Genomic DNA, 25,285 nt, shown 5'->3' with positions numbered 1-25,285 from the left:
TCAGCGCGACAGCGCTGCCGTTCTCGTCGCGAGGCGGCGCACGGGCATCGCCTCGTCCCGCTCAGGCGGGGCCCGGCCCCGGCTTGGCCGTGAAGCTGCCGGCCACCATCAGCGTGCCGCCCTCGCCCCTGGCGAGCGGCAGCACCGGCAGGCGCTTGCGCGCCGGCCCCTTGGCCACCCGGCCGCCCTCGGCGGGCAGGAACTCGGAATGGTGGCAGAAGCAGCTCAGGCGCTTCGTCTCGTGGCTCCAGCCGGAGATGGTGCAGCCCTGATGGGTGCAGATGGCGGAGAGCGCCACGACTCCGTCGACCGCGTGGGCCCGCTGGTCCTCGGCGACCTGATCGGGGGCGACCCGCACCAGGATGATCTTGGCGAAGCGCGACCCCTCGCGCTTGACCCCCTGCGGATCGACCGCGACCGCCTCGACGAGAGCGCCGCCGACCGGCAGGCCGTCGAGGGTGACGGGCTCGCCCGCCTTCGCCCCGTCGCCGAGCACCAGCCGGTCGCCCTTCTGCGGCAACGCATCCTCCGGCCCCGCCCAGGCAGCGCCCCCGGCTGCACAGCAGGCGACGGCTCCCAGCACCACGCTGCGCCGGTCGAGCGCATGCTCAACGCTCTGCGCGCGCCGTTCTCCGCGATCCATCGTTCCTCCCGGTGGACTCGTTCTTATGTTCTTATGATTTTCTATATGAGTAGCCGAGACGGCGGTCGCGTCAACCCGCTTTGCGTCGATTCACGGGCTTCTGATGTTTCGTGTGCTTGGTGCAACGCAAAGACAATCTGTGCGGTGCGGTAAGAGTGCAGCGCCTGAGGCTTACCGGGCGAGATCGTGATGGGCCAGATCCTGGCGGGACAGCGCGGAGCGCAGGGTCTCGGCCAGCGCATCCGGCGTGATCGTGGCCGGGATCCGCGTCATCAGGCCCCCTGACGGGCCGAGGAGGAACAGATCGGCCGGATGATCGACGATGCCGTCGTGGCGCCGGATCGGCGCCGCATAGGCTGCGGCGAGGCTGTCGATCACGGCGACCGGGCCGGTCACCGCCACGATGGTGGGGTGGAACGTGTCGAGATAGGCCGCCAGCACGGCCGGGCCGTCGCGCTCCGGATCGGCAGCGACCAAAACCGGTACCAGCCGGGCGAGAAGGACCGGCGGCAAGGTGTCGAGGGCCTGGGTCACCGTCATCAGGGTGGTCGGGCACAGGTCGGGACAGCGCGTGTAACCGAAATAGACCAGACGCAGCCGGCCCGCGAAACGGGCCTCGTCCACGGCCCTCCCGGTCTGGTCGACGAGGCCATGCCCGGCGGACCAGGCGAAAGCGGGAGATCCCCCGGGGGAGCCAACGGCCGAACCGCCGCACAGCAGGATCGCCACGGTCAGTCCCCGGCCGAGCCGCCGCACCCGAGACGAGACCGGAGTCATCATAAAACCTCACGCCGCAGCGTGATGTAAGCCCGCATGCCGTGGAGGGCCACCGGCCTGCGACGATGATCCCCAGATCTCTCAGGCTTTTGATCGACGAGGAAGCGTCCTGCCGCTCAGCGTCGTCGCTGCCGCCGTGTCCCGGAGAGGCTTCGCTAACCTTTCCGGGCAGGCGCTGCCGCATTCCGGCCTATTCGCGCCTTCGCCGCAGCCCTCCGTTAACGGGGGTTGGTCGAAATGGCCCGGTCAGCGAACAGATCGTGACGGTCGGCGCCGCTCGCCGTAGGAGGATTGCATGGCTATCATCAAGCAGCTCATCATGTCGTCCGGGCCGATCCTGGCCTATATGGGCGCCATGCCCGGGTTGCGCTTGGTGCCGTTTCTTCAGCGTTCCGCGCCTCCACTCCTCGACGGACCGCTTCAGACCACTGTCGACTTCCCGGCGGTGCAGCCCCCGGCCGAGCCCTATGCGTGGCCGCGCTCGCACATCCTGTCGGGCAATCCGGTCCAGACCGCGACCTACATCTATACCAGCCCGGACAATCTCTTCGCCGCCGGCATCTGGACCTGCGAGGTCGGCAAGTTCCGCATCGATTTCGGCCGGGCCGAGTTCATCCAGATCCTGGAGGGCGTGGTGATCGTCACCGATGCCGAGGGCACCGCGAAGACCTACCGGGCCGGCGACGCCTTCGTGACGCCCAAGGGCTTCTCCGGCACCTGGGACGTGATCGAGCCGATCAAGAAGCACTTCACCTGGTACGGCTCGGGGGAGTAGGCGGAGGTCGGTCCGGACGTCACGGACTGGTCTATCCAAGCTCCTGAGCGGCCCCGATCGACCAGCACGACGCGGCGGCCGACCGTCCGCGTCGTTTCGGCGCTGGCGAGCCCGATGCCCGACGCAGTGGCGGTTCCCTCGCGGCGCGGGTCAGCGTGAGGCCAGCGTGTCCACGGCCGGCTCGCCCTCGCGCGGCAGGGTCGTCTCCCAGACGGTGCCGCTGCGGCCCTTGCGGTAGCCGTCGTCGTAGAGGTGGCGCATATAGGCGGTGTCGAACCCCTGCGAGGCCGGGACTTCGGGGATGCGCCGGTCGATATAGGTCAGGTTGAAGCCCATGCCGTTGCGGCGGGCGAAAGCCTGGGTGCTGGCGAGCGTCGCCCGAGCGCGGGAGCGCCCGACGGTCGAGAGCGAGCGGACCGCGATCGGCAGGGTGCCGTTCGGCACCACGTCGAAGCTCGGCTCGATGCGGCCGTTGATGACCACGTAGATGTTGGGCTTGCCGCGGCTCGCGGCGATGCGCCCGTCCTGGGTCAGGAACGCCTCCGGCAGGGTGAAGACCGGGGTCACCACCGAGCCGTCGACATGCATCTCCTGGAAGGCGTGGTTGCCGGCCTGGGCGTCGATCAGCATCGGCGGGAAGACCGCAGGCACGCTGGCCGAGGCGGTCAGCACGTCGCGAAACAGTTCGCGGGCGTTGGGCTGGCCGCTCGCCGCGATGGCGCCCATGTCCCAGATCACGGCGCGCTGCGAATCGAGGTTGGTGGTGACGACGAGGAGCCGCCGGCCCTTGCGGTGCTCCTCGGCCACCGCCGCGAGCAGCTCCGGCGTGACGTAGCGCCCGACGAGGTCGCGCAGGCGCGCATCGCCGAACAGACCGTCGCCGATCAGCACGTTGAGCGGGTTGGGCGAGCGGACCAGGGTCGCGGCCTCGCCGCTGGTGTAGATCTGGCGCAGATACCCGTCATAGGCGGGGCCCAGGAAGGCGAAGGGCGCGATCAGCGCGCCGGTCGAGACGCCCGAGACCATGGTGAAGGTGGGCCGCCGGCCGGTCTCGCTCCAGCCGTTGAGCACCCCGGCGCCGTAGGCCCCGTCGCCGCCGCCGCCCGAGAGGGCGAGGTAGCTGAACGGCTCGCGCGACGCCTTCACCTGGTCGGCCACCGCCGCGAAGCTGCGGGCCGAGCCGTCGGCCCAGAAGCGGATGGCGGGCCCCTGGCCCGGCACCGTGGCGGAGGCGGCCTCCGCTGCCGTGTAGGGCGCGCGCGGCATCGATGCGCAGGCGGCGGCTTGCGCGCCGATGAGGGCCACGGCGAGGCCGCGGATCCAGGTCGATCGATGGGACACGATCATCGCACCACGAGTTTCACCACGCCACCTCGCCGGAGAGTATCCGACGAACACGACGAAACGGCAACGCTTATGGCAAAGCTTGAGACGCCGAACGGTTCCGCGCGGATCTCATTCGGCGGCTTTGGGCCCGCCGGCGCGGCGACCGAAATCCGGCTCGGCGGTTTCCTGGCCCATGGCGACGATGCCGCGGCGGATCGCCCGGGTGCGGGTGAACAGCGCGTGCAGGGCCTCGCCGTCGTCCCAGCGGATGGCGCGGGCGAGGGCCGCCAGATCCTCGTTGAAGCGGCCCAGCATCTCCAGCACCGCCTCCTTGTTGGTGAGGAAGATGTCGCGCCACATCGTCGGGTCGGAGGCGGCGATGCGGGTGAAATCCCGAAACCCGCCGGCCGAGAACTTGATCACCTCGGACTGGGTCACGGTTTCGAGGTCGGCGGCGGTGCCGACGATGTTGTAGGCGATGAGGTGCGGCACGTGGCTGGTGATCGCCAGCACGAGATCATGGTGGGCCGGCGTCATCGTCTCGACGACGGAGCCGAGGCCCTCCCAGAAGGCCCGCACCCGCGCGACCGCCGCCGGGTCGGTGCCCTCCGGTGGGGTGAGGATGCACCAGCGGCCGTGGAACAGGCTGGCAAAGCCCGCATCCGGCCCCGAATGCTCGGTGCCGGCCACCGGATGGGCGGGCACGAAGCTGACGCCGGCCGGCAGGTGCGGCTCGGCCGCCGCCACCACCGCAGCCTTGACCGAGCCGACATCGGACAGGATCGCGCCGGGTGCCAGCGACCCGGCGATCTCACCCGCCACCGCCCCGATGGCGCCGACGGGCACGCACAGGATCACGAGATCCGCCCCCGCGACGCCCGCCGCCAGATCGGTCGTCGCCTCGTCGGCGAGGGCGAGGGCCCGCACGCGCTCGATCACGCCCGGGTCGCGATCGACCGCGACGATCTCCCGCGCGAGCCCGGCGGACCGGGCGCCGCGGGCGATCGAGGAGCCGATCAGCCCGAGGCCGACGAGGGCGAGGCGCCGGAACGGAGCCTCAGCCACGCGAAGGCCCCTTCACGAACTCGGTCAACGCCGCCACCACGGCCTCGTTGGCCTCTTGGGTGCCGATCGTCATGCGCAGCGCATTGGGCAGGCCGTAGGCGCCGACCCGGCGCAGGATCAGCCCGCGGGCGGTGAGATAGGCATCGGCCTCCGCGGCGGTGCGGCCGGCTTCCTCGGGGAAGTGGATCAGCACGAAGTTGCCGACGCTCGGCGTCACCGCGAGGCCGAGCCCTTCGAGAGCCACGGTCACCTTGGGCAGCCATGCGTCGTTATGGGCCACCGCCTTGGCGATGTGGCCGTCATCCGCCATCGCGGCGGCGCCGGCCGCGATGGCGGCGGCCCCGAGGTTGAACGGGCCGCGGATGCGGTTGACCGCGTCGGCGATCGCGGCGGGCGCCACCATCCAGCCGATGCGGAGCGCGGCGAGGCCGTACACCTTCGAGAAGGTGCGGGTCATCACCACGTTCTCGGACTCGGCCACCAGTTCGAGGCCGGCCGCGTAGTCGTTGCGCCGCACATACTCGGCATAGGCCGCATCGAGGACCAGCAGCGTGGTCTTCGGCAGGCCGGCATGAAGGCGCCGCACCTCGTCGAAGGGCAGGTAGGTGCCGGTCGGGTTGTTGGGATTGGCGAGGTAGACGATGCGGGTCTTGTCCGTCACCGCCGCCAGCAGCGCGTCGACATCGGTGGTGTGGTCGCGCTCCGGCGCCACCACCGGCGTGCCGCCCGCCGCCAGGATGGCGATGCGATAGACCAGGAAGCCGTATTGCGAGTACAGCCCCTCGTCGCCCGGGCCCATATAGGCGTAGGTCAGGAGCGAGAGCAGCTCGTCCGAGCCGGCGCCGCAGACGATGCGCTCGGGGTCGAGGCCGTATTTCTGCGCGATGGCCTGCCGGAGCTTCGCCGAACTGCCGTCCGGGTAGAGTTCCAGATGCGCCGCCGTCTCCTGCATCGCCGCGATGGCGGCCGGGCTCGGGCCCATCGGCGTCTCGTTCGAGGACAGCTTGTGCAGCCTCACGCCAGCCGGTGCCGCGCTCTTGCCCGGCACATAGGCCTCGATCGCGAGGACACCGGGACGCGGGACGGGGCGAAGGGCAGCGGCGGACATGAGCGAACCTTGGAGCGGCGTCGAACAACGTCACGCCGTCTAGAGCAAGTCGCAGGCTTTGGGAAACGGCGTCGATCGCGCGGGAGCCCTGCGCCCGGCACGGCGGCGATTCGCCGGTGCGCCGCGACGGGCGCCCGGTAGCGCGGGCGGGCCTGGAGCGGTACATCGGGGGACGAGCCGCCCGTCCCGGCGCGGCCGCGACCCGCCGGTTTCATGCGCCGCCAGCCCCCGCACAGCCTGCCCTCGATCGTCGCCTCATGCGCCGCCTGATCGTCGAGGAACCCGTCACCCGGGCGGCGCCCTGGGCGTTGCGCCTCGCCTGGCTCTCCCTCGCGGTGGTCGGCCTCGCGCTGCTGCTCGTGCGCGACCCGCGGGCCGAGACCGAGGCGGCCCTGGCGGCCCTCGGCTCCGGGGTCGGGCTGGCGCTGCTGGCGGTGCTGCTGGCCGTTGCGGCCTTCGTGCGGATCTGGCGCGAGGGCGCGCGCGGCCTCGGCGTCGCGGTGGGGGGCCTCCTTCTCGCGGTCGTGGTGCTGGCCTATCCGGCCTACATGGCGGTGCGCGGCGTGATGCTGCCGCCGCTCACCGACGTCTCGACCGACGTCGAGACCCCGCCGGTCTTCTCCCGCTCCCGCGCCGCCTGGGAGGCCCGGCGCTGGCGGATGCCGCCCGATGCGAGCCCCGCCGATCGCGCGCTCCAGCGCGAAGCCTACCCGCAGATCGCGCCGCTCACCCTCGATCTCGGCCCCGACGACGCCTTCGCCCTCGCCCTGAAGGCGGCGCAGAACCGCAAGTGGCAGGTGATCGAATCCTACAGGCCCGGCGGCCGGGTCGGGAACGGCCGGATCGAGGCGGTGGTGCGCTCGCGCCTGCTCGGGCTCCCCTACGACGTCACGGTCCGGCTGCATCCGCGCGCCGACGGCACCCGCATCGACCTGCGCTCCGCCACCCGCTTCGGCGACCGGGATTTCGGCCAGAACGCCGATCACATCCGGGCCTATCTGGACGAGATCGGGAATCTGGCGCTGGCGGTGAAGTAGCCGGGCGTTGTTCCGCCGACCACGGGCGATCCCACTCTCTCGCCTCAGAATGAGGGTGTGGGTCGGTTCCTCTATGGATTTCTGACAGATCTTATCCGTCATACCAACGGCCGAAGATGCTGACGCATCCGGCCGTTGCTCCATCTCGAATGTTCGATATAAAACCAAAGGTTTGGCAAAAGTCGAGACCGGAACCAACGGTCGTTTTCAACGACCGTTGGTAGAACATCCGCTCAAACAGGCTCTCAGGATGATGTGGGAGTATAGGGGGGCGGCCGAGTCCCTGTCGGGACAGGGGTCGCGCCGGCAGTCAACCCGGCCGATACTCCGAATCCAGCGCCGGCGGCCCCTCCGTCACCACCCGCCCGCGCTCCACCAGGTCTTCCAGATGGGCGAAGACCGAGAGCGCCGCGGCCGGCCGCAGCCTCGGGTCGAGGCCGGAATAGAGCGCGGCGACGAGGCCCGGGATGGTGCGCTCGCCCGCACTCAGCCGCTCGACGATGCCGGTCTCGCGGGCGCGGCGGTGACTCAGCAGCCCGCGCACGAAGCGCTGCGGCTCGCGCACCGGGCCGCCATGGCCGGGCCAGTAGATCGTCTCGGGCCGGCCGCGCAGCCTGTCGAGGGAGGCCATGTAGGCCCCCATCGATCCGTCCGGCGGGGCCACGATGCTGGTCGACCAGGCCATGACGTGGTCGCCCGAGAACAGGGTCTCCTCCTCGGCCAGCGAGAAGGCGAGGTGGTTCATGGTGTGGCCGGGGGTGGCGAGCGCCGTCAGGCTCCAGCCCGGACCGGTCACGCCCTCGCCGTCGCTCAGTTCGCGGTCCGGCCGGTGGTCGGCGTCGCCCGCCGCGTCGAGCCGGCCCTGCTCGGCCCCGCGCACGGCGCGGGCCGGCCGGTGCGGGCCGCAGCCGAGGATCGGGGCTCCGGTCGCGGCGGCCAGCGGGCGGGCGCCCGGCGAGTGGTCGCGATGGGTGTGGGTGACGAGGATCGCCTCGACCGTCTCGCCGCCGAGGGCCGCCAGCAGCGCCGCCCGGTGCTCCGGGTGGTCCGGGCCGGGATCGATCACCGCCACGCGGCCATGCCCGACGAGATAGGTGCAGGTGCCGCTCTGGGTGAAGGGGCCGCCATTCGGGCAGACCAGCCGCCGGATCAGCGGCGACACCGCCTCGACCCGGCCGCTGGCCGGGGCCTCGCGCTGGAAGGCGGGCGCCTCAATGGCCTCGGATTCGGCCTCGGATTCGCTCATCGGATGGCCTCCCGCGGGATCGACGACCCGTTGGGGTTAGCCGGCGCGCCTTCCCCTGTCGAGGGGCGGGGTCTCGCTCAGCCCGCCATCCACGCCCAGCACAGCAGACCTGCGAAGAACAAGCCGGAACTCACGAAAACGGCCGCGACTTCGCGGAACGACGACAGACGATGCTCGAGCGCGGGGACCATGGCAGAGGACGATGCGGGAGGAAGCCGGGCGGCAGCCGCGGCGCGCCGAGTTTCGTCACGGGCTCCTGTGAATCGCAAGCGCCGCGAGACGGTCTTTCAGCGGAAGACCGATCCTGTCTCCGGCCCGCAACAGGCTCGGGCAGGCCGGCAGCTCCCCGGAAGACCGGCGGATCAGCGGAACGGGGAGGGGACCACGATCCGGATCGGCGCGGCGCTCGCGTCGCTGACGACCTCCGGGAAGCCCGCGCTCCCGGCGGCATAGCGCAGGCGGCCGAAGCCGCTCCCGCTCTGGGTGGTCAGCGCGCGGTGGAACTCGGCCCGCGCCCGTTCCAGGCGGCTCACGTCGAGGGTGCGGTCAAGCTCGCGCCGGTCATTGGCCGACAGCATCGTGGCATTGCGGAAATCGACGAAGCGGGCCTCTCCTTTCCGGCCGCGGCCGGCGAAGACCTGCGCCCCGGTGGCGCCCGCCACGGCGTCGCCGGGCTGGAGGGTCGCGTCCGTCAGGAGCAGACGGGCGTAGCCGCCCGCCCCCGGGTTGCACGAGCAGCTCTTCACCCGCTGGCTGCGATAGGCGAAGGCGGCCGCGAGGCTGCGGTAGGGCTTGCCGGTCCGGCTCACCGCCTGGTCGAGATCCTCGCCGGCCCGCACCGTGTAGAGGGCGGTCTCCGCCCCCGGGCAGGCTGCTGCGCAGGCCAGTTCCTGCGCCGGCGGCGCTGTCCGCCCCTCGAAGTTGGCCAGCGGGAACAGGTAGCCGTCGCAGGTCCGCACGCAGACCGTGCGGGCACCGAGGCCGGCCCCGTCATGGCGGCCCGAGGCGGCGACCGGGCGCTGGGACCCGGACCTTGCCGCCTCGGCCTGATGGCGCGAGGCCGGCTCGATCCAGCGCGGCCGCTCGGCGGTCGGCTTGGCCGGCCGGCTCGACCAGCGGGTCCGCCGCTCGTTCACGCCCGCCTCCGGCCGCGACGCCCGGGCCGGCAGGCCGAGCTTGCGCGGCACGTCGCCGAGCAGGAAATCGAGCACGCCCGCATCGTCCGCGGCGTGCACCAGGGTGGTGCCCGCACCCACGGTCCCGATGCCCAGCATCGCGCCGAGGGCCAGCGTGCGAACGAGGGCGCGCGGCCGCGCGCCGCCGGGCGGGGTCGTGGCGGAAGGAAAGTTCACGGGATGCCTCACCAAAGATTAACGCCAATTAACGGTCCGCCCCGGACTCATGCAACTGCGGAGAAGCGCTGAGATAACAGTTTTGTTGCGCGAGGCCGGCGGCGGGGTGATTCGGCGTCCGCTTGGCCTGGACAGGCGCCGGCCGGCCGGTGATGCGGCGGTGTCGCTGGTGGTGCGCGGCGATTACGAGACGGTCCGGCTCGCCCGGGCCTCGGCGAACCCGGGCCTCGACGAAGGACGCGGCGGCGGTGTTCGGACGGAGAGGCGCTGTGGAGTCCGACCGACTCACCGGCGTCGGCAAGGTGCTCGGCGGCAAGGTGGGCAGTGATACCAACGGTCGTTGAAAACGACCTTTGGTTCTGTTCTCGAATTTTCGCCAAGCCTCTGGCTTGACATCGAAAATTCGAGATGGGTCAACGGCCCGATGCGTCAGCATCTTGGGCCGTTGGTATGATTCGGGGAACGGCCGAGCCACTGCCGCCACCGAGGAGGCGCACAAAGCAGGGGCGCGAACGCGAAGCGCCCGCGGGATCGGCCGCGGGCGCTGTCAGGTGCGAGGCTGTCGGTGGAGCGGTGGAGGGGGAGGGCCCGCCTCAGACGCCCTCGCCCATGGCCGATTGCATCATCCGGTCGCCAGTCAGGTCGTCGTCGCCGTAGCCGAGCAGCTCGGCCAGGCGGTTGCGGGCGCGGTTGACCCGGCTCTTGATCGTGCCGATCGCCACGCCGCAGATGCCCGCCACCTCCTCGTAGGAGAGGCCCTCGGCGCCGACCAGGATCAGCGCCTCGCGCTGATCCGGCGGCAGCTTGGCGAGGCCGGCGCGCAGGTCCTGCACGTCCAGGCGGTGGCCCTGGTCGGGGGCGGTGAACAGGCGCGCCGCGTAGGAGCCGTCCTCGTCCTGCACCTCGCGCATCCGCTTGCGCTGCTCGGAGTAGAAGGCGTTGCGCAGGATGGTGAACAGCCAGGCGTTCAGGTTGGTGCCGGGCTGGAAGCGGTGCTGGTTCTGCCAAGCGCGCAGGATCGTGTCCTGCACGAGGTCGTCGGCCCGGGCGGCGTTGTTGGTGAGCGACAGCGCAAAGGCGCGCAGGGACGACAGGGCGGCCAGCATGCCCTCGCGGAATTCCGGCTCGACGGCGCGGCCCTGCGCGGCGAGGGCGGCCTCGAGCTTCTCGATCAGCGCGAGGAAGATCTCCGGGGTCGCGGCGGTCTCGAGCGGGGCATAGGCCGCCCGCAATTGGCGGCCGAGATGGACCTGGACCGTCGGGGGCAGGCCGGGCTTGGATTGGGGGCCGAGGATGGGATTGTCGGTGGACGCCATGCGACTCTCGCGTTCTGAAGCGGGACGGGCGGGGCGGCGGCACTCCCACGGGCCGCTCGCATACATACCCCGCCGGAGCTTCTTGAGGGGGGAAGTGGGGCGCGCCGCGCGGCTGTCGACACGCGCGCATCGCCGCGGGCGGCGGGAGGGCTCAGCAGCGCCGCATCCGGTTCCGCACCCCGTTCCCGCTCCACCCCTCGTCGCACCGCATCGCCGTTGCTCCCGTCACAGCGCCGGCCGCCAGGGCCGGGCGGCGCCCGCGCCGACGGCGCGGGTCGCGAGGGGCCAACGGCTTCGTACCGCCGAGGTTCCGCGATCCTCGTCCCGGCCTGCCGCGTCGCAGCGGACCCGCGAGGGCGTGCCCTACCAGGTGCGGGCGCCGGGCTGGCTCCGGTACTCCGCCGCGCGGATGCGGGTCATGAGACGGTCGAGCTGGGCCAGGAGGGCGGTCTGCGCGTCCCGCGCGGCCGCGACGGCGGCGGGGTCGGCGAGGTAGAGGCGTTCCTGCTCGGCCCTGGCGAGGCGCTGCTCCAGCTCCGCCCGCTCGGCGTGAAGGGCCATCAGCTCCCGGCGTCGCGGATCGTCGGGGCGCCCGGTCGTCCGGCGTCCCTCGATCCCGTCTCCGTCGTTCCGGTTCTGCGCTGTCGTCGTATCAGGGTTGTGCACAACGGCTCGTCCTGTCGGTTGGAGCGCGGCGCAAGGTTCTGCGGTGGCTCACGGTCCCAACGCGCAAGAGGGCCGAAACGTCGCATCGGGCCGGCATTTGTCATCCAAGTGTCATGGGATCGTCATAGGGCCGGCGTCGCACCGGTCTTATCCCTCGCGGCGCGGCGGGTGCCCCGGAAACCATCGGGACACAATCCGGCGCAGTCCGGGGAACCCGGTCGAGTCCTCACCGGCCGTCGGCGTGCAGGAGACGGGTCAGCGCCAACGCTTCCGCATCCTGCCGGACCGATCCGAACACGGAGAGATACCAGTGAAACCCTTCTCCTACGCGCTCGCCATCGGGCTCGCGACTGCCCAGATCGCCACCTCGGCGCTCGCCCTCGACATCACCGGCGCTGGCGCCACCTTCCCGTTCCCGGTCTATTCGAAGTGGGCCGAGGCCTACCGCAAGGAGACCGGCAACGGCCTGAACTACCAGTCGATCGGCTCGGGCGGCGGCATCAAGCAGATCCAGGCCAAGACCGTCGATTTCGGCGCCACCGACGCGCCGCTGAAGGGCGAGGCCCTGGCCAAGGACGGCCTGGTCCAGTTCCCGACCGTGATGGGCGGCGTGGTCCCGGTGGTGAACATCGCCGGCATCAAGACCGGCGAGGTCAAGCTGACCGGCGAGGTCCTGGCCGAGATCTACCAGGGCAAGATCAAGAAGTGGTCCGACCCGAAGCTCGCCAAGCTGAACCAGGGCGTGAAGCTGCCCGACGCCCCGATCACCCCGGTCTACCGGTCTGACGCCTCGGGCACCACCAACATCTTCACCACCTTCCTGTCCGACGTGTCGCCGGCCTGGAAGTCCGAGCTCGGCGCCTCGACCACGGTGAGCTGGCCGGCCGGCCAGGGCGGCAAGGGCAACGAGGGCGTCACCGCCGTAGTCAAGCAGGTCCCGAACGCCATCGGCTACGTCGAGTACGCCTACGCCAAGCAGAACAACCTGCCGGTCGCCCTGATCCAGAACAAGGACGGCCAGTTCCCGATGCCGGGCGACGAGGCGTTCCAGGCCGCCGCCGCCGGCGCCGACTGGAAGGCCGCCCCGGGCTTCGGCATCTCGCTGACCAACCAGCCCGGTGCCAAGGCGTGGCCGATCACCGCCGCGACCTTCATCCTGGTCCACAAGACCCCGGCCGACGCGGCCCGCACCGCCGAGGTGCTGAAGTTCTTCCGCTGGGCCTACAAGAGCGGCGACAAGATGGCCTCGGACCTCGACTACGTGCCGCTGCCCGACAAGGTCGTCACCCTGGTCGAGGACGAGTGGAAGACGATCGCCAAGGACGGCAAGCCCGTCCTGGCCCAGTAATCCCGACCGCCAGGGTCGAGGCGCCGAGCCGATCGGCGACACCGCTTGGGGAGGACGGGCGAGGTCCCGCCCTCCCTCTTCCGCCGGCGCGAGAGGCCGGCCGTCCGGTTGCCGATACCGGTCCGGCCGGCCCGGCGTCTCAAGCCCCCGCGGCGCTTGAGCGATGCCGAAATCCCACGGCCCGCCAGGCCGCTCGGGATCGCGTCCGACTCGCCTCGATCCGCCGAGCGCGCTAGAGGCCGCTCACTCCAAGGAAACCCCGGATGGTCGCGTTGTCTGAGAACGTCGCATTGGCGGCGAGGCCCGAAGTCGCCCGCCGCGGTCCCAGCCCGCTGGGCGATCGCATCTTCCGCTTCGCCGCGCTCGCCTCGGCCCTGCTGGTGCTGCTGGTGCTCGCCGGCATCCTGGCCTCGATCGCCTATGGCGGCTGGCCCGCCTTCCAGGCGTTCGGCCCCGGCTTCCTGGTCTCCAGCGCCTGGAACGTCGGCCGCGAGGAATATGGCGCCCTCGTCGCCATCATCGGCACGCTCGTCTCGGCGCTGCTCGCCCTGGTGATCGGCGTGCCGATCTCGCTCGGCATCGCGATCTACCTGACCCAGCTCTGCCCTGGCTGGGCCCGCCGCCCGGTCGCCATGACGATCGAGCTGCTCGCCGCCGTGCCGAGCATCATCTACGGCATGTGGGGCCTGTTCATCTTCGCGCCGCTCTTCGCGCGCTTCGTGCAGATCCCGGTCTCGAACGTCGTCGAGGGCCTGCCGATCGTCGGCACCCTGTTCTACGCCCAGGTGCCGTCCGGCGTCGGCGTGCTCACCGCCGGCATCATCCTGGCCATCATGATCGTGCCCTTCGTGGCCTCGATCACCCGCGACATGCTCGACCAGATCCCGACCGTGCTGCGCGAGAGCTCCTACGGCATCGGCTGCACCACCTGGGAGGTCGTGCGCTACGTCCTGATCCCGCAGGCGTCGGTCTCGATCATCGGGGCGATCATGCTGGGCCTCGGCCGGGCGCTCGGCGAGACGATGGCGGTCACCTTCGTGATCGGCAACGCCAACCGCCTGTCGGCCTCGATCTTCGATCCGGGCTCGACCATCGCCTCGCGCATCGCCAACGAGTTCAACGAAGCCGACGGCATGCAGCTCAACGCCCTGATGGCGCTCGGCTGCATCCTCTTCGTCGTCACCTTCATCGTGCTCATCATCGCCCGGCTGCTCGTGCGCCGCGCGAAGGTGGCCTGACCCCGCTCCCGCACGGACGTTTCTCGATGAACGCCTCCCCCGCCGCGGTCTCAGGCCCCGCCGAGACCGCTTCTCCCCGCCCGGCGCCGCAGGCCTGGGGCCGTGTCCGCGCCGGCCGCCGTTCGGCCGACAAGATCCTGATCATCGGCTGCACCGCGGCGACCGCCCTCGGCGCCATCGTGCTCGGCTCGATCCTGATCATGCTGATCATCGAGGGCATCCGCGGCTTCTCGCCGGCGCTCTTCACCCAGGTCACCCCGGGCCCCGGCTCCGAGGGCGGCGGCATCGCCAACGCGATCCTCGGCAGCCTGGTGATGACGGTGCTCGGCATCGTCGTGGCGACCCCGGTCGGGGTGCTCGCCGGCACCTACCTGGCCGAGTACGGCCGGACCTCCCACCTCGCCAACCTGATCCGCTTCCTCAACGACATCCTGCTCTCGGCGCCCTCGATCCTGATCGGCCTGTTCGTCTACACCCTGATGGTGCGGCCGATGGGCGGCTATTCGGGCTGGGCCGGCGGCGTGGCGCTCGCCATCATCGCCACCCCGGTGATCGTGCGGACCACCGAGGACATGCTGCGCCTCGTCCCCGGTCCCCTGCGGGAGGCCGGCGTCGCGCTCGGCGCGCCCTACTCGATCGTGATCCGCAACGTCACCTGGCGGGCGGCCCAGTCGGGCATCGTCACCGGCGTATTGCTGGCGCTTGCCCGCATCGCCGGCGAGACCGCGCCGCTGCTCTTCACCGCGCTCAACAACAATTCCTGGTTCAACGCCAACCTGATGGGCGGCGTCGCCAACCTGCCGGTGATGATCTACCAGTTCGCGCTGTCGCCTTACGAGAACTGGCGCCAGCTGGCCTGGGCCGGCGCGCTCCTCATCACCGTCACCATCCTGGGCCTGTCGATCGTGGCCCGCTTCATCCTGAGCGGCCCGAAGGGGCGCTGACCGTCCATCTTGCCCGGAGACACCCCGATGAGCGCCACCGCCACCGCCGTTCCGGTCGTGGGCCAGAGCACGGCCGACGAGTCCGCCCCGATCCGCCTCGCCGTGAAGGACCTCAACTTCTACTACGGCGACTTCAAGGGCCTGAAGAACATCAACCTGAACTTCCTCGACCGTCAGGTCACGGCCCTGATCGGACCGTCGGGCTGCGGCAAGTCGACGTTGCTGCGCACCTTCAACCGGATCTACAGCCTGTACCCGGAGCAGCGCGCCGAGGGCGAGATCCTGCTCGACGGCCGCAACATCCTGGATTCCTCGATCGACCTCAACGAGCTGCGCGCCCGGGTCGGGATGGTGTTCCAGAAGCCGACCCCGTTCCCGATGTCGATCTACGACAACATCGCGTTCGGCATCCGGCTCTACGAGCGCCTCGGCAAGGCCGATCTCGACAACCGCGTCGAGGAGGCCCTGCGCAAGGGCGCGCTGTGGGACGAGGTGAAGGACAAGCTCAAGCAGTCGGGCATGGGCCTGTCCGGCGGCCAGCAGCAGCGCCTCTGCATCGCCCGCACGGTGGCGCAGCGCCCGGAGGTGATCCTGTTCGACGAGCCGACCTCGGCCCTCGACCCGATCTCGACCGGCCGCATCGAGGAGTTGATCGAGCAGCTGCGGGGCGAGTTCACCATCGCCATCGTCACCCACAACATGCAGCAGGCGGCGCGCATCTCGCAGTTCACCGCCTTCATGTATCTTGGCGAGCTGATCGAGTTCGGGCCGACCAACCGGCTGTTCATGAACCCGTCGAAGCGCCAGACCCAGGACTACATCACCGGCCGGTTCGGCTGATCCGCCAGCATCGATCCGCCGGCCCGTCGCGTCGCCGGGCCGGTGAACGCTTCAAGCTCCAGCTCATCGCCGGGAGTCGCATCTCATGTCGAGCCACATCGTCACCTCCTACGATCAAGAGCTGCAAAACCTGCGGCGCAGCATCGCCGAGATGGGCGGCATTGCCGAGAAGATGGTGGCCGATTCCGGCCAGGCGCTCTTGCGCCGCGATGCCGGCCTCGCCCAGACGGTGATCGCCGTCGACGACCGTCTCGACGGGTTGCAGCGCGAGATCGAGGAGAGGGCGATCCTGATGATCGCCAAGCGCCAGCCGCTGGCGGTGGACCTGCGCGAGACGATCTCGGCGATCCGCGTCTCGGGCGACCTCGAGCGCATCGGCGACCTCGCCAAGAACGTCGCCAAGCGCGTCGTCGCGATCAGCGACCAGGTCCAGCTCCAGAAGATCGTCGTCGGCGTGGAGCACATGAACGAGCTGGTCCAGGGCCAGCTCAAGGACGTGCTCGACGCCTACGCCACACAGGACACCGTCGCGGCCCTCGACGTCTGGGCCCGGGACGGCGGTATCGACGCGCTCTACACCTCGCTGTTTCGCGAACTCCTGACCTACATGATGGAGGATCCGCGCAACATCACGTTCTGCACGCATCTCCTGTTCTGCGCCAAGAACGTCGAGCGCATCGGCGACCACACCACCAACATCGCCGAGACCATCCACTACCTCGCCACCGGCGAGACCCTGCCGACCGAGCGTCCGAAGAACGACCGTTCGAGCTTCACCACCCTCGATCCCCAGCCGGAGGCCTGACGGGGCCGGCCCGCCCGGGCGGTCGCGCCCGGGCGGGCCTCTCCGCTGCCGGATGCCGCCCGAAGTGCCCCGCATGAGTACCCGCATCCTGATCGTCGAGGACGAGGAGGCCCTCACCCTCCTCCTGCGCTACAACCTCGAGGCCGAGGGCTTCGAGGTCGATGCCGTCGCCCGGGGCGACGAGGCGGATATCCGCCTGCGCGAGCAGGTGCCCGACCTCGTCCTCCTCGACTGGATGATGCCCGGCCTGTCCGGCATCGAATTGTGCCGGCGCATCCGCGCCCGCCGCGAGACCGAGCGGCTGCCGGTCATCATGCTGACCGCCCGGGGCGAGGAGGGCGACCGGGTCCGGGGGCTCGCCACCGGCGCCGACGACTACATCGTCAAGCCGTTCTCGGTGCCGGAGTTGCTGGCCCGGGTCCGCGCGCTCCTGCGCCGCGCCAAGCCCGCCCACGTCGCCGACCTGTTGGTCGCGGGCGACATCGAACTCGACCGGGTCAGCCACCGCGTCCGCCGCGACGGCCGCGAGCTGCATCTCGGCCCGACCGAGTTCAAGCTGCTCGAATTCCTGATGCAGAGCCCCGGCCGGGTCTTCTCCCGCGAGCAACTTCTCGACGGCGTCTGGGGCCACGACGTCTATATCGATGAGCGCACCGTCGACGTGCATATCGGCCGTCTGCGCAAGGCGATCAACCGCGGTCGCGACACCGACCCGATCCGCACCGTGCGGGGCTCCGGCTACTCGTTCGACGAGATGTTCGCGCCGGAGCCGTGAGCGTCCCGCCTTCCGGATGAGCGGGAAGGGGCCGGCATGATGACGGATTGGCGCGGACCCGGAACGATGCGGCACCGCCGGTGCGTGATCCGGGACCTCGGTCGCGCGGATCGCGAGTGAACCGGGACGGGTCGTCTGTCCAGGCCATCGCAACGCCTCGACGCTCGCATCCCCGAGGAACTCGCGGGACGTCGGCGGTCGGTGTCAACGACCGTTGGTCGGATGTGCCCAGCATCTCGGGCTAAGCAGATTTCGCCGAAGCGGTCACCGGTTCGGCGGCAAAAATCTGCGATCAAACAAGACCCTAAGCGGGCGAAGCGTCGGCCTGCCAACGCACGTCGGCTGACAGCGTGGGACGTCTATCGCAGTCTTCTGCCGGGGGACGTTGGCTTGATCCGCGGCATTCTGGCTTCGATCAACCGACTTCGCGGGCGAGCATCGTCGTCAGCTCCTGCTGGCGCCTCTCGTCCAGGCGCCCTTCGATCGCCTCGATCGGCCGGCCCTCGTCACCGCGGATCGCCATCCCGATCGCGCCATGATCCCGGCAGCCTCATCCCGGGGTTGAGGGAGTAGCCGTTCCGGCGTCTCGGGTTGAAAAACATGCTCGGGCAGGCTCCGGGCCGATCGCCGGGTCCGGACGCGGCCCGCCACGCCCGGCAAAGCGGCCAGACGCCTGGTCCGCGGATCCGGCTCCACCGCGTGGGCTCGCCGGTAGGGTCTCCGACCGCATCGTGCGGACGCCCGATCAGAGGCGGTAGCGGATCTGGTCGGTCCAGAAGCGCTCGAGGCGGGCGAGGGCCTGGTTGAGGCGGCCGAAATCGTCCTCCGAGATGCCGCCGATCGGCTGGATGGTCTTGGCGTGCTTGTCGTAGAGCCCGCGGACGATCTCGTGCACCTCGCGGCCCTTCTCGGTCAGGCTGATCCGGACCGAGCGGCGATCGGTCTTGGAGCGGGCGTGGTGCAGGTAGCCGGTCTCGACCAGCTTCTTGACGTTGTACGAGACGTTCGAGCCGAGATAGTAGCCGCGGGTGCGCAGCTCGCTCGCGGTCAGCTCCTTGTCGCCGATGTTGTAGAGCAGCAGGGCCTGGACGCTGTTGACGTCCTCGCGGCCGCGGCGCTCGAACTCGTCCTTGATCACGTCGAGGAGCCGGCGGTGGAGCCGCTCGACCAGGTGGAGCGCCTCGAGGTAGTGGGGACGGACAACCGTCTCGGCCTCGGTCTCGGGAGCGGAAATCGTCTGCGCCACCTTCGTCGCCTGGGTCTTCATCGGAACGCCTCACTCTGTACCGGGGTGCTCGGCGGTGTCTCCCGCTCCGCTTATGGGTTCAAATTAGGCGGGCCCCGTGAATGTGAGTTTAAACGACAGGATAAATTCTCGATTTACCTCTGTCGGTAAACCGAAGATGAACCCAATCATTCACTTTCGAGAAAGGTTGGCGATCAGCGTAGTTCGCGCGAGGCCAACCAAGAGACCACGAAGTAGACCACGATGATCATGGCGTCGAAGGCGACGCTCGGGATCGACATCGGCAGGAGCTGCGGGGTGAGCAGGGCGAGCACGATCGCCGAGGTGGCGGCGAGCAGCCAGACCACCCCGCCCCAGGCGGTGGCGAGCCACAGGCCCACCGCCGCCAGCAGGTTGATGACGCCGAAATAGACGATCACCGCCTGCCGGCCGATCGGTGCGGTCTCGAACGGCGCGGCGTTGGGGCGGGCCCCCAGGATCTCGGCCCAGGCGCTCAGGCCCTTGACCATCCAGACCACCGCGACGACCCGCATCAGCCAGACCAGGACCACGTCCCAGCGGGTCTCGGGGCGCGGCGCCCGGCGCTCGATGCGGTCGGCGGTCTCGTCGAGGCCCATCCGCCGGGGGCCGCCCCGGACCTTGCTGAGAGAGCGCATGGTCAGGTGAAGCTCGGCTCGCCGGGCATCGGCGCCAAATGGGCCTCGATGTCCTCCGGCCGCACCGCGTCCAGGGTGGCGGGCTGCCAGTCCGGCCTGCCGTCGCGGTCGATCAGCACCGAGCGGACGCCTTCGTAGAAGTCGTGCCCGCGCAGGATCCGGCACAGGATGCGGTATTCGAGCCGCATCGCCTCGGGGAAGGACAGGGACGCGCCGCGACGCATCTGGGCGAGCGCCAGCGTGAGGCTGGTCGGCGAGCGGGTGCGGATCGTCGCGGCGGTCTTCCGGGCGAAGTCGGACCCGGCGGCGTCGAGGCGCGCCAGCACCGCGGGCACGCTGTCGGCGGAGAAGCAGGAGGCGACCAGCGCCCGTTCGGCATGGAGGGGGCCGGGGGCTGGCGCCTCCTGCGCGCCGATCGCCGCCTCGATCGGCGCGCCCTCGCTCAGTGCCTCGCGGATCGCGGGAAAGCGTGCGGCGGGGGCGGCATGGGTGGCGAGCCCGAAGGCGAGAACGTCGCCCTGGCCGATCCGCTCGCCGGTCAGCGCCAGATAGGTGCCGGCGTGGTCCGGCAGCCGCGGCAGGGCATAGGTGGCGCCGACATCGGGGAAGAAGCCGATACCGGTCTCGGGCATCGCGAAGGTCGTGCGCTCGGCCGCGACCCGGTGCGAGCCGTGCAGCGACACGCCGACGCCGCCGCCCATCACGATACCGTCGATCAGCGCGACATAGGGCTTCGGATAGCGCTGGATCAGCGCGTTGAGTTCGTATTCCTCGCGAAAGAAGGTCTCGGCGTCCGGGTACCGCCCCGCGCGGCCCTCCTGGTGGATGTGGCGGATGTCGCCGCCGGCGCAGAAGGCGCGCTCGCCGGCGCCCTGCACCACCACCCGGGTCACCGCCGGATCCGTCGCCCAGGCGTCGAGGGCCTGGCGCATCGCGCGCACCATCGCGAGGGTGAGGGCGTTCAGCGCCTTTGGTCGGTTGAGGGTGATGAGCCCGGCCTCGCCCCGCCGCTCGCACAGAACCGCGTCGTCCGCCGTCACGCCCGCGTCGCTCATGATGCAGCCTCCCGTTAACGGCGGTTAACCGGCCGCGCCCCGCCTCGTCAACGGCGCGGGCGTTTGGCCCCGTCCTCGCGGCCCGGCCAAGCGCCTGCGGCCCAGCCATGCGCCTGCACCCGGGTTCTGGCGCGGGGCGGATTGTGCTACCTGCGGATTGAACGAATTCCATGAAGGACGGCCCGGCGCGGATCGGGCTGCCAGGAGGCCCGACCCCGGATGTCGCAGATCCAGCCGATGCCCCGGCCGCTCGCCCGGGAAGCCGCCCGGACCGAGCCGGCCTCTCTCGCCCTGACCCAGCGCCCGCGGCGCAACCGCAAGGCCGAGTGGTCGCGCCGCCTGGTGCGCGAGACGACGCTGACCGTCGACGACCTGATCTGGCCGATCTTCCTGATCGAGGGCGAGAACCGGCGCGAGCCGGTGGCCTCGATGCCGGGGGTCGAGCGCCTCTCCGTCGACGAGGCGGTGCGGGCGGCCGAGCGGGCCGCCGCCTTGCGCATCCCGGCGCTCTCGTTCTTCCCCTTCGTCGAGCCGTCGCTGCGCGACGCCACCGGCTCGGAGGCGCTGAACCGCAACAATCTGGTCTGCCGTGCCGTGCGGGCGGTGAAGAAGGCGGTGCCGGAGATCGGCGTCATCACCGACGTCGCCCTCGATCCCTATACCAGCCACGGCCATGACGGCCTGCTGGAGGACGGGGTGATCGTCAACGACGAGACGGTGGCGCTCCTCGTCGAGCAGAGCCTGATCCAGGCCGAGGCCGGCACCGACGTGATCGCCCCGTCCGACATGATGGACGGCCGGGTGGGCGCGATTCGGGCCGGGCTCGACCGGGCTGGGCACCGCGACGTGCAGATCATGACCTATGCGGCGAAGTATGCGAGCGCCTTCTACGGCCCGTTCCGCGACGCGATCGGCACCAACGCCACGCTGGTGGGCGACAAGCGCACCTACCAGATGGATGCCGGCAACACCGACGAGGCCCTGCGCGAGGTCGCCCTCGACCTCGACGAGGGGGCCGATTCGGTGATGGTCAAGCCCGGCATGCCCTATCTCGACGTGATCCGCCGGGTCAAGGAGAGCTTCTCGGTCCCGACCTTCGCCTACCAGGTCTCGGGCGAATACGCGATGATCGCGGCCGCTGCCCAGAATGGCTGGCTCGACGGCGAGCGCGCCATGATGGAGAGCCTGGCCGCCTTCAAGCGTGCCGGCGCCGACGGCGTCTTCACCTACTTCGCCCCGCGGGTCGCCGAGCGGCTGCGCCAAGGGTGAGCCCGGACTCGAGGGTGGGCCCGGGTTTCAGGGGCAGGCTCGCCGCGCTCGCGGCGCTCGCCAGCGTGACGGCCTGCGCCGGCAGCCCGGATGCCGAGCAGGCCCGGATCTGCCGGCGCGCCCTGCCGACCCTGGTGCCGTCGGGCGCCCGGGTCACGGTCCTGCGCGAGGCGGCAGGGCCGCAGGAGCGCAGCATCCGCATCGACTTCTCGCAGGAGCGCGAGGGCCGCAGCCCGCTGCCGCGCTATGCGGTTTGCCAGTTCTCGGGGCTCAACCGCACCGACCTCTCGGGCCTCACGAGCGACCGCGGCCCGGTCGGCGGCGCGGCGCTCTACCTGCTCAAGCACTATTATCTCGACACGCCGGATGCGGCCGTGGCCGAGCCGGGTGCGGGCTGACGCAGGGCGACGCAGGCCGTACAGTGCCGCGGTGCCGGAGGCCCCCGCTTGAGCCAGCCCTACGCGATCACCCCGGACGACGTGGTTCGGGCCGCCCACACCATTCGCGGCCACGTGCTGCGCACGCCGCTGGTGCCGGCACCGCGCCTGTCGGAGCTGACCGGGGCGCGGGTCCTCGTCAAGCACGAGAACATGCAGGCGACCGGCGCCTTCAAGGAGCGCGGAGCGGTCAACCGCCTGAGCGCGCTGAACCCCTCCGAGCGCCGCCGCGGTGTGGTGGCGATGTCGGCCGGCAACCACGCGCAAGCCGTGGCCTACCATGCCCGGCGGCTGGGCATCCCGGCCACCATCGTGATGCCGGCGACGACCCCGCTGGTGAAGGTCGAGAACACCCGCGCCCACGGCGCCACCGTGGTGCTGGAGGGCGAGACCCTGGTGGAATCGGCCGCCTGCGTCGACCGGCTGGTCGAGGCGCGCGGCTTCGTGCTGGTCCACCCCTACGACGATCCCCTGGTGATGGCCGGCCAGGGCACCATCGCGCTGGAGATGCTGGAGGACGCGCCCGATCTCGACGGCCTGGTGGTGCCGATCGGCGGCGGCGGGCTGATGAGCGGCATCGCCATGGCGGCGAGCCTGCGGCCGCGGGTGGCGCTGTATGGCGTCGAGGCCGCGCTCTACCCGTCCTTCCTCAATGCCATCGACGGGCAGGACCGTCCGATCGGCGGGCCGACGCTGGCCGAAGGCATTGCCGTCAAGACCGTCGGCCGCCTGACCCTGCCGATCATCCGCGATCTCGTGCGCGAGATCGTCCTCGTCGACGAGCCGCAGATCGAGCGGGCGGTGCACGATTACGCCACGCTCCAGCGCAGCCTCGCCGAGGGGGCGGGCGCTGCCGGCCTTGCGGCTTTGCTCGCCCGGCCCGACCTGTTTGCCGGCCGCACCATCGGCCTGGTCCTGTGCGGCGGCAACATCGATGCGCGGCTTCTCGCCTCGGTGATGGTGCGCGAGCTGGAGCGGGAGGACCGCATCATCTCGTTCCGGATGACCGCGAGCGACCGGCCCGGCGTGCTCGGCCGGGTCGCCGGGCGCCTCGGCGAGCTGGGGGCCAACATCCTGGAGGTCTCGCATGGCCGCCTGCACCTCGACGTGCCGGCAAAAAGCGTCTCGATCGACGTCACCATCGAGACCCGCGGCCCCGGCCACACCGCCGAGATCCTCGATACGCTCAGCCGGGAGGGGCTGGAGCCGCGGCGGATCGGGCCGCACGGGAACGGGGCGGCGGCAGGCTGACGAGCCAAGCGGATGTCGCATCGCCGGCTGCCGGTTTTGCGACATCCGCGGAGGAACCGGACCGGGCCGTCATGCTGGGGCCTGAATCACAGAGCCGCTCGCCACCCTGATCGAGGCAGGCGATCGCCACGGCGCGCCTGGTCCGCGGGCGCCGGGTCGGCGTGCAGGCCCAGCAGGTGGTCGAGGCCTGCCGCGATGCCGGGACCGAGGTCGCCAACGCCGCCGATCTCGTTACCGCGATCACACCCTGCGACCTGACATAGATTAGATTTTAAATTCTATAGTATAAACTGTCGCGCTGGCGCATAGCCTGAACAATCAAATCTTAACGAAAAGCAAGACATTGGCCGAGAATGCGGCGCTTCTCGCCACATATCGGGCAGTCATATTTTCGTCTTGTTTGGTCTCGATTGACTCTGCCGTCAGCAACCACCAAGGATAGTGGAATGAACAGCGCCCAGCCTGTGCGTCGGTCGAAGTCGGTCCGGATCGTGGCTCTTGCGGGGGGCGTCACCCTCGCGGGATTGGGGAGCCTCGCGGCGGTGTCGGCGGCACAGGCCCAGAGCGGCAAGGCGTCCTGGTATGCGTCGGGCCACCGCACCGCGAGCGGCGAGCGCTTCAACCCCAACGGCCTCACCGCGGCGCATCGCAGCCTGCCCTTCGGCACCCGCGTGCGGGTCACCAACCAGGCCAATGGCCGCTCGGTGGTGGTGCGGATCAACGACCGCGGCCCCTTCGCCCATGGCCGGATCATCGATCTCGCCCGCGGCGCAGGCCGGGCGATCGGCATGAACGGCGTCGCCCGCGTCGCCGTCGCGGTGGTGGACTGAGAGCGCCCCGGCGCCGATCGACGGGGGCCGGCCGGTCACGGCCGCCCGCGCGAGCGGCCTCGCCTCGTCACCGTTTCCCCAACGTCATCGCGGGGAAGGGCAGCGGGTCGGACAGCTTCGCGGGCGGCACCGGCACCAGCCGGAACCGGATCGGCCCCGACCGCCAGTCCCACGGCACCTGCAACGTCGCCTCGCAGGGCGTGAGCAGAACCTGCCCCTGCCCGTTCTCGACCTCGACGGCGTGAGACGGGCCGCGTCAGCGACGGGCCGTCGGGCGAGCGGGAGACATCGATCCAGTCCGTCATCGGTCTCTCCGTCGTGGGTCGCTCCGTCGTCGGTCTCCCCGTCAGAGCCAGATGCTGCGGGCGGTGAGCGCCGGGCGGTGGAGCAGGGTGACGGCGAAGTCGGTGGCCTTGTCGCCGTTCACGTTGCCCCTCAGCGCGCCGCCGTCATTGCGCAACTCGCCCGGCCGGCCGTCGAAGACCCGATTGCCCATGACGACGAAGGCTTGGTCGCCCGCCAGGCGGTTGGCGTCGACCCCGCGCAGGTCGAGGCGGTCGGCGAGCGGATCGAAACCGACGATCGTGTCCCGCGCCGCGAGGGGCGAGTCGCGCAGCGCGTCGAACGCGACGATGTCGGCCCAGGCGCCTCCGGTCAGCGTGTCGGCGCCGACGCGGCCTCCCATGCGGTAAGCCCGATCCCGCCACTTTGACGGGCTACGGGCCCGTGGCGGGGCCAAGCCCCGCGCGACGGCCCCGGCGGCCGGACCGGATCGATCTCACGGGACGGCGTTGTCGTCGCGGCGCGCATCCCCACATCAGCCTCGTCGTGCGAGCGGAGCGTGATGTGATGGCAAAGCCCCTGGTTGTCGTGATTCCCCATCAGCTCGGCCGGGCCGAGGCCCGCCGCCGGCTCGAGAACGGGATCGGCCAGGCCAAGGAGATGTTGCACAAGGCGGGTCTCAGCATGGCCGATGCGACCTGGACCGGCGACCGGCTCTCGTTCCTGGTGGCCGCCATGAACCAGCGGGTCGACGGCGACATCGACGTCGAGGACGACGCGGTGCGGGTCGAGGTCCGCATGCCGCTTCTGCTCTCGCTCTTTGCCCACAAGATCCAGCAGATCGTCAGCCAGAACGGGACCAAGCTCTTGACCAAGCAATAGGGGACGCTGCGGAACCGGGGCGGCGCGCCCCGGTTTGGGTTCGACAGCAAAGAGGAGCGCCCGATGTCGAATCCCGGCCCGATCCCCGACCAGCCCTACGATCCCGTGCCCCCCAC

Annotated in this window: 26 protein-coding genes; 13 read left to right on the top strand and 13 right to left on the bottom strand. The window is 70.6% G+C overall.

All coding sequences use genetic code 11. The features are described from left to right. Positions 1 to 61 precede the first annotated feature (61 nt). Positions 62 to 643 carry a QcrA and Rieske domain-containing protein gene (locus VP06_RS13190; RefSeq protein WP_048464237.1) on the bottom strand — a complete coding sequence of 194 codons (582 nt, stop codon included), beginning with the start codon at positions 641 to 643 and terminating at the stop codon, positions 62 to 64. Positions 644 to 814: 171 nt separating this feature from the next. Next, positions 815 to 1,420, bottom strand: a complete 606-nt coding sequence (locus VP06_RS13185; RefSeq protein ID WP_048464243.1) for an SCO family protein — start codon at positions 1,418 to 1,420, stop codon at positions 815 to 817. A gap of 295 nt (positions 1,421 to 1,715) precedes the next feature. Between VP06_RS13185 and VP06_RS13180 the strand changes: the two genes are divergently transcribed. Beyond that, positions 1,716 to 2,195 carry a cupin domain-containing protein gene (locus VP06_RS13180; protein ID WP_053081762.1) on the top strand — a complete coding sequence of 160 codons (480 nt, stop codon included), beginning with the start codon at positions 1,716 to 1,718 and terminating at the stop codon, positions 2,193 to 2,195. 150 nt (positions 2,196 to 2,345) lie between these two features. Here the strand turns inward: VP06_RS13180 and VP06_RS13175 are convergent, their stop codons facing one another. From VP06_RS13175 to hisC, 3 genes are all read right to left on the bottom strand, one after another. Continuing rightward, complete coding sequence (locus VP06_RS13175; RefSeq protein ID WP_197093198.1) at positions 2,346 to 3,542, bottom strand: patatin-like phospholipase family protein; 1,197 nt, start codon at positions 3,540 to 3,542, stop codon at positions 2,346 to 2,348. A 108-nt stretch (positions 3,543 to 3,650) separates the two neighbouring features. After that, complete coding sequence (locus VP06_RS13170; protein ID WP_048464236.1) at positions 3,651 to 4,586, bottom strand: prephenate/arogenate dehydrogenase family protein; 936 nt, start codon at positions 4,584 to 4,586, stop codon at positions 3,651 to 3,653. Next, on the bottom strand, positions 4,579 to 5,694 hold the full coding sequence (gene hisC / locus VP06_RS13165; protein WP_048464235.1) for a histidinol-phosphate transaminase: 1,116 nt from the start codon (positions 5,692 to 5,694) through the stop codon (positions 4,579 to 4,581). The genes VP06_RS13170 and hisC overlap by 8 nt, the downstream gene beginning before the upstream one ends. A gap of 257 nt (positions 5,695 to 5,951) precedes the next feature. On the opposite strand from hisC, the gene VP06_RS13160 reads away from it, so the two are divergent. Beyond that, complete coding sequence (locus VP06_RS13160) at positions 5,952 to 6,731, top strand: DUF1499 domain-containing protein (protein WP_048464234.1); 780 nt, start codon at positions 5,952 to 5,954, stop codon at positions 6,729 to 6,731. A gap of 310 nt (positions 6,732 to 7,041) precedes the next feature. Here VP06_RS13160 and VP06_RS13155 read toward each other — a convergent pair whose 3' ends face one another. The 4 genes from VP06_RS13155 to VP06_RS13140 all read right to left on the bottom strand — a co-directional run bounded on the left by VP06_RS13155 (position 7,042) and on the right by VP06_RS13140 (position 11,206). After that, complete coding sequence (locus tag VP06_RS13155) at positions 7,042 to 7,977, bottom strand: MBL fold metallo-hydrolase (RefSeq protein WP_048464233.1); 936 nt, start codon at positions 7,975 to 7,977, stop codon at positions 7,042 to 7,044. Between the two features lie 362 nt (positions 7,978 to 8,339). Next, the gene (locus VP06_RS13150; RefSeq protein ID WP_053081760.1) at positions 8,340 to 9,329 is read right to left on the bottom strand and encodes a DUF2865 domain-containing protein; all 990 of its coding nucleotides are present in this window, start codon (positions 9,327 to 9,329) and stop codon (positions 8,340 to 8,342) included. Positions 9,330 to 9,922: 593 nt separating this feature from the next. After that, positions 9,923 to 10,645, bottom strand: coding sequence for a sigma-70 family RNA polymerase sigma factor (locus tag VP06_RS13145; protein ID WP_048464232.1), 723 nt, complete (start codon positions 10,643 to 10,645; stop codon positions 9,923 to 9,925). A gap of 363 nt (positions 10,646 to 11,008) precedes the next feature. Continuing rightward, entirely contained in the window at positions 11,009 to 11,206 is a 198-nt protein-coding gene (locus VP06_RS13140) for a hypothetical protein (RefSeq protein WP_156295578.1), read from the bottom strand. A 415-nt stretch (positions 11,207 to 11,621) separates the two neighbouring features. Here VP06_RS13140 and pstS point away from each other — a divergent pair, with 415 nt between their 5' ends. The 6 genes from pstS to phoB all read left to right on the top strand — a co-directional run bounded on the left by pstS (position 11,622) and on the right by phoB (position 17,261). Further along, a complete protein-coding gene (pstS, locus tag VP06_RS13135; RefSeq protein WP_048464231.1) occupies positions 11,622 to 12,659 on the top strand; it encodes a phosphate ABC transporter substrate-binding protein PstS in 1,038 nt (345 codons plus the stop codon). A gap of 263 nt (positions 12,660 to 12,922) precedes the next feature. Beyond that, positions 12,923 to 13,897 carry a phosphate ABC transporter permease subunit PstC gene (gene pstC / locus VP06_RS13130; protein ID WP_048464230.1) on the top strand — a complete coding sequence of 325 codons (975 nt, stop codon included), beginning with the start codon at positions 12,923 to 12,925 and terminating at the stop codon, positions 13,895 to 13,897. A gap of 26 nt (positions 13,898 to 13,923) precedes the next feature. Further along, positions 13,924 to 14,841: a phosphate ABC transporter permease PstA gene (gene pstA / locus VP06_RS13125; RefSeq protein WP_082167373.1), complete on the top strand. Its 918-nt coding sequence runs from the start codon at positions 13,924 to 13,926 to the stop codon at positions 14,839 to 14,841. A gap of 27 nt (positions 14,842 to 14,868) precedes the next feature. Next, complete coding sequence (gene pstB / locus VP06_RS13120; RefSeq protein WP_048464229.1) at positions 14,869 to 15,681, top strand: phosphate ABC transporter ATP-binding protein PstB; 813 nt, start codon at positions 14,869 to 14,871, stop codon at positions 15,679 to 15,681. 85 nt (positions 15,682 to 15,766) lie between these two features. Continuing rightward, a complete protein-coding gene (gene phoU / locus VP06_RS13115) occupies positions 15,767 to 16,486 on the top strand; it encodes a phosphate signaling complex protein PhoU (protein WP_048464228.1) in 720 nt (239 codons plus the stop codon). Positions 16,487 to 16,559: 73 nt separating this feature from the next. Next, the gene (gene phoB, locus VP06_RS13110) at positions 16,560 to 17,261 is read left to right on the top strand and encodes a phosphate regulon transcriptional regulator PhoB (protein WP_048464227.1); all 702 of its coding nucleotides are present in this window, start codon (positions 16,560 to 16,562) and stop codon (positions 17,259 to 17,261) included. Positions 17,262 to 18,006: 745 nt separating this feature from the next. Here the strand turns inward: phoB and ldtR are convergent. The 3 genes from ldtR to VP06_RS13095 all read right to left on the bottom strand — a co-directional run bounded on the left by ldtR (position 18,007) and on the right by VP06_RS13095 (position 20,218). Beyond that, on the bottom strand, positions 18,007 to 18,528 hold the full coding sequence (ldtR, locus tag VP06_RS13105; RefSeq protein ID WP_048464226.1) for a transcriptional regulator LdtR: 522 nt from the start codon (positions 18,526 to 18,528) through the stop codon (positions 18,007 to 18,009). A gap of 173 nt (positions 18,529 to 18,701) precedes the next feature. Continuing rightward, entirely contained in the window at positions 18,702 to 19,163 is a 462-nt protein-coding gene (locus VP06_RS13100) for a DUF6163 family protein (protein ID WP_048464225.1), read from the bottom strand. A gap of 2 nt (positions 19,164 to 19,165) precedes the next feature. Further along, positions 19,166 to 20,218 (bottom strand): enoyl-CoA hydratase/isomerase family protein, encoded by a 1,053-nt coding sequence (locus VP06_RS13095; protein ID WP_048464224.1) that lies wholly within the window; start codon positions 20,216 to 20,218, stop codon positions 19,166 to 19,168. Positions 20,219 to 20,437: 219 nt separating this feature from the next. Here VP06_RS13095 and hemB point away from each other — a divergent pair, with 219 nt between their 5' ends. The 4 genes from hemB (at position 20,438) to VP06_RS13075 (ending at position 24,005) form a co-directional block, all read left to right on the top strand. Further along, on the top strand, positions 20,438 to 21,487 hold the full coding sequence (hemB, locus tag VP06_RS13090; protein ID WP_048464223.1) for a porphobilinogen synthase: 1,050 nt from the start codon (positions 20,438 to 20,440) through the stop codon (positions 21,485 to 21,487). A 14-nt stretch (positions 21,488 to 21,501) separates the two neighbouring features. Then, positions 21,502 to 21,885: a hypothetical protein gene (locus VP06_RS13085; RefSeq protein ID WP_048464222.1), complete on the top strand. Its 384-nt coding sequence runs from the start codon at positions 21,502 to 21,504 to the stop codon at positions 21,883 to 21,885. 48 nt (positions 21,886 to 21,933) lie between these two features. After that, a complete protein-coding gene (locus VP06_RS13080) occupies positions 21,934 to 23,175 on the top strand; it encodes a threonine ammonia-lyase (protein ID WP_048464221.1) in 1,242 nt (413 codons plus the stop codon). A 446-nt stretch (positions 23,176 to 23,621) separates the two neighbouring features. Then, positions 23,622 to 24,005, top strand: coding sequence for a septal ring lytic transglycosylase RlpA family protein (locus VP06_RS13075; protein WP_048464220.1), 384 nt, complete (start codon positions 23,622 to 23,624; stop codon positions 24,003 to 24,005). 346 nt (positions 24,006 to 24,351) lie between these two features. Here VP06_RS13075 and VP06_RS13070 read toward each other — a convergent pair whose 3' ends face one another. Then, the gene (locus VP06_RS13070; protein ID WP_048464219.1) at positions 24,352 to 24,690 is read right to left on the bottom strand and encodes a M10 family metallopeptidase C-terminal domain-containing protein; all 339 of its coding nucleotides are present in this window, start codon (positions 24,688 to 24,690) and stop codon (positions 24,352 to 24,354) included. Between the two features lie 164 nt (positions 24,691 to 24,854). Here VP06_RS13070 and VP06_RS13065 point away from each other — a divergent pair, with 164 nt between their 5' ends. Next, on the top strand, positions 24,855 to 25,169 hold the full coding sequence (locus VP06_RS13065; RefSeq protein WP_048464218.1) for a polyhydroxyalkanoic acid system family protein: 315 nt from the start codon (positions 24,855 to 24,857) through the stop codon (positions 25,167 to 25,169). Positions 25,170 to 25,285 lie beyond the last annotated feature (116 nt).

The sequence above is a fragment of the Methylobacterium aquaticum genome, from assembly GCF_001043915.1.
GTDB lineage: Bacteria > Pseudomonadota > Alphaproteobacteria > Rhizobiales > Beijerinckiaceae > Methylobacterium > Methylobacterium aquaticum.
This window is presented reverse-complemented; position numbering and strand designations above follow the sequence as displayed.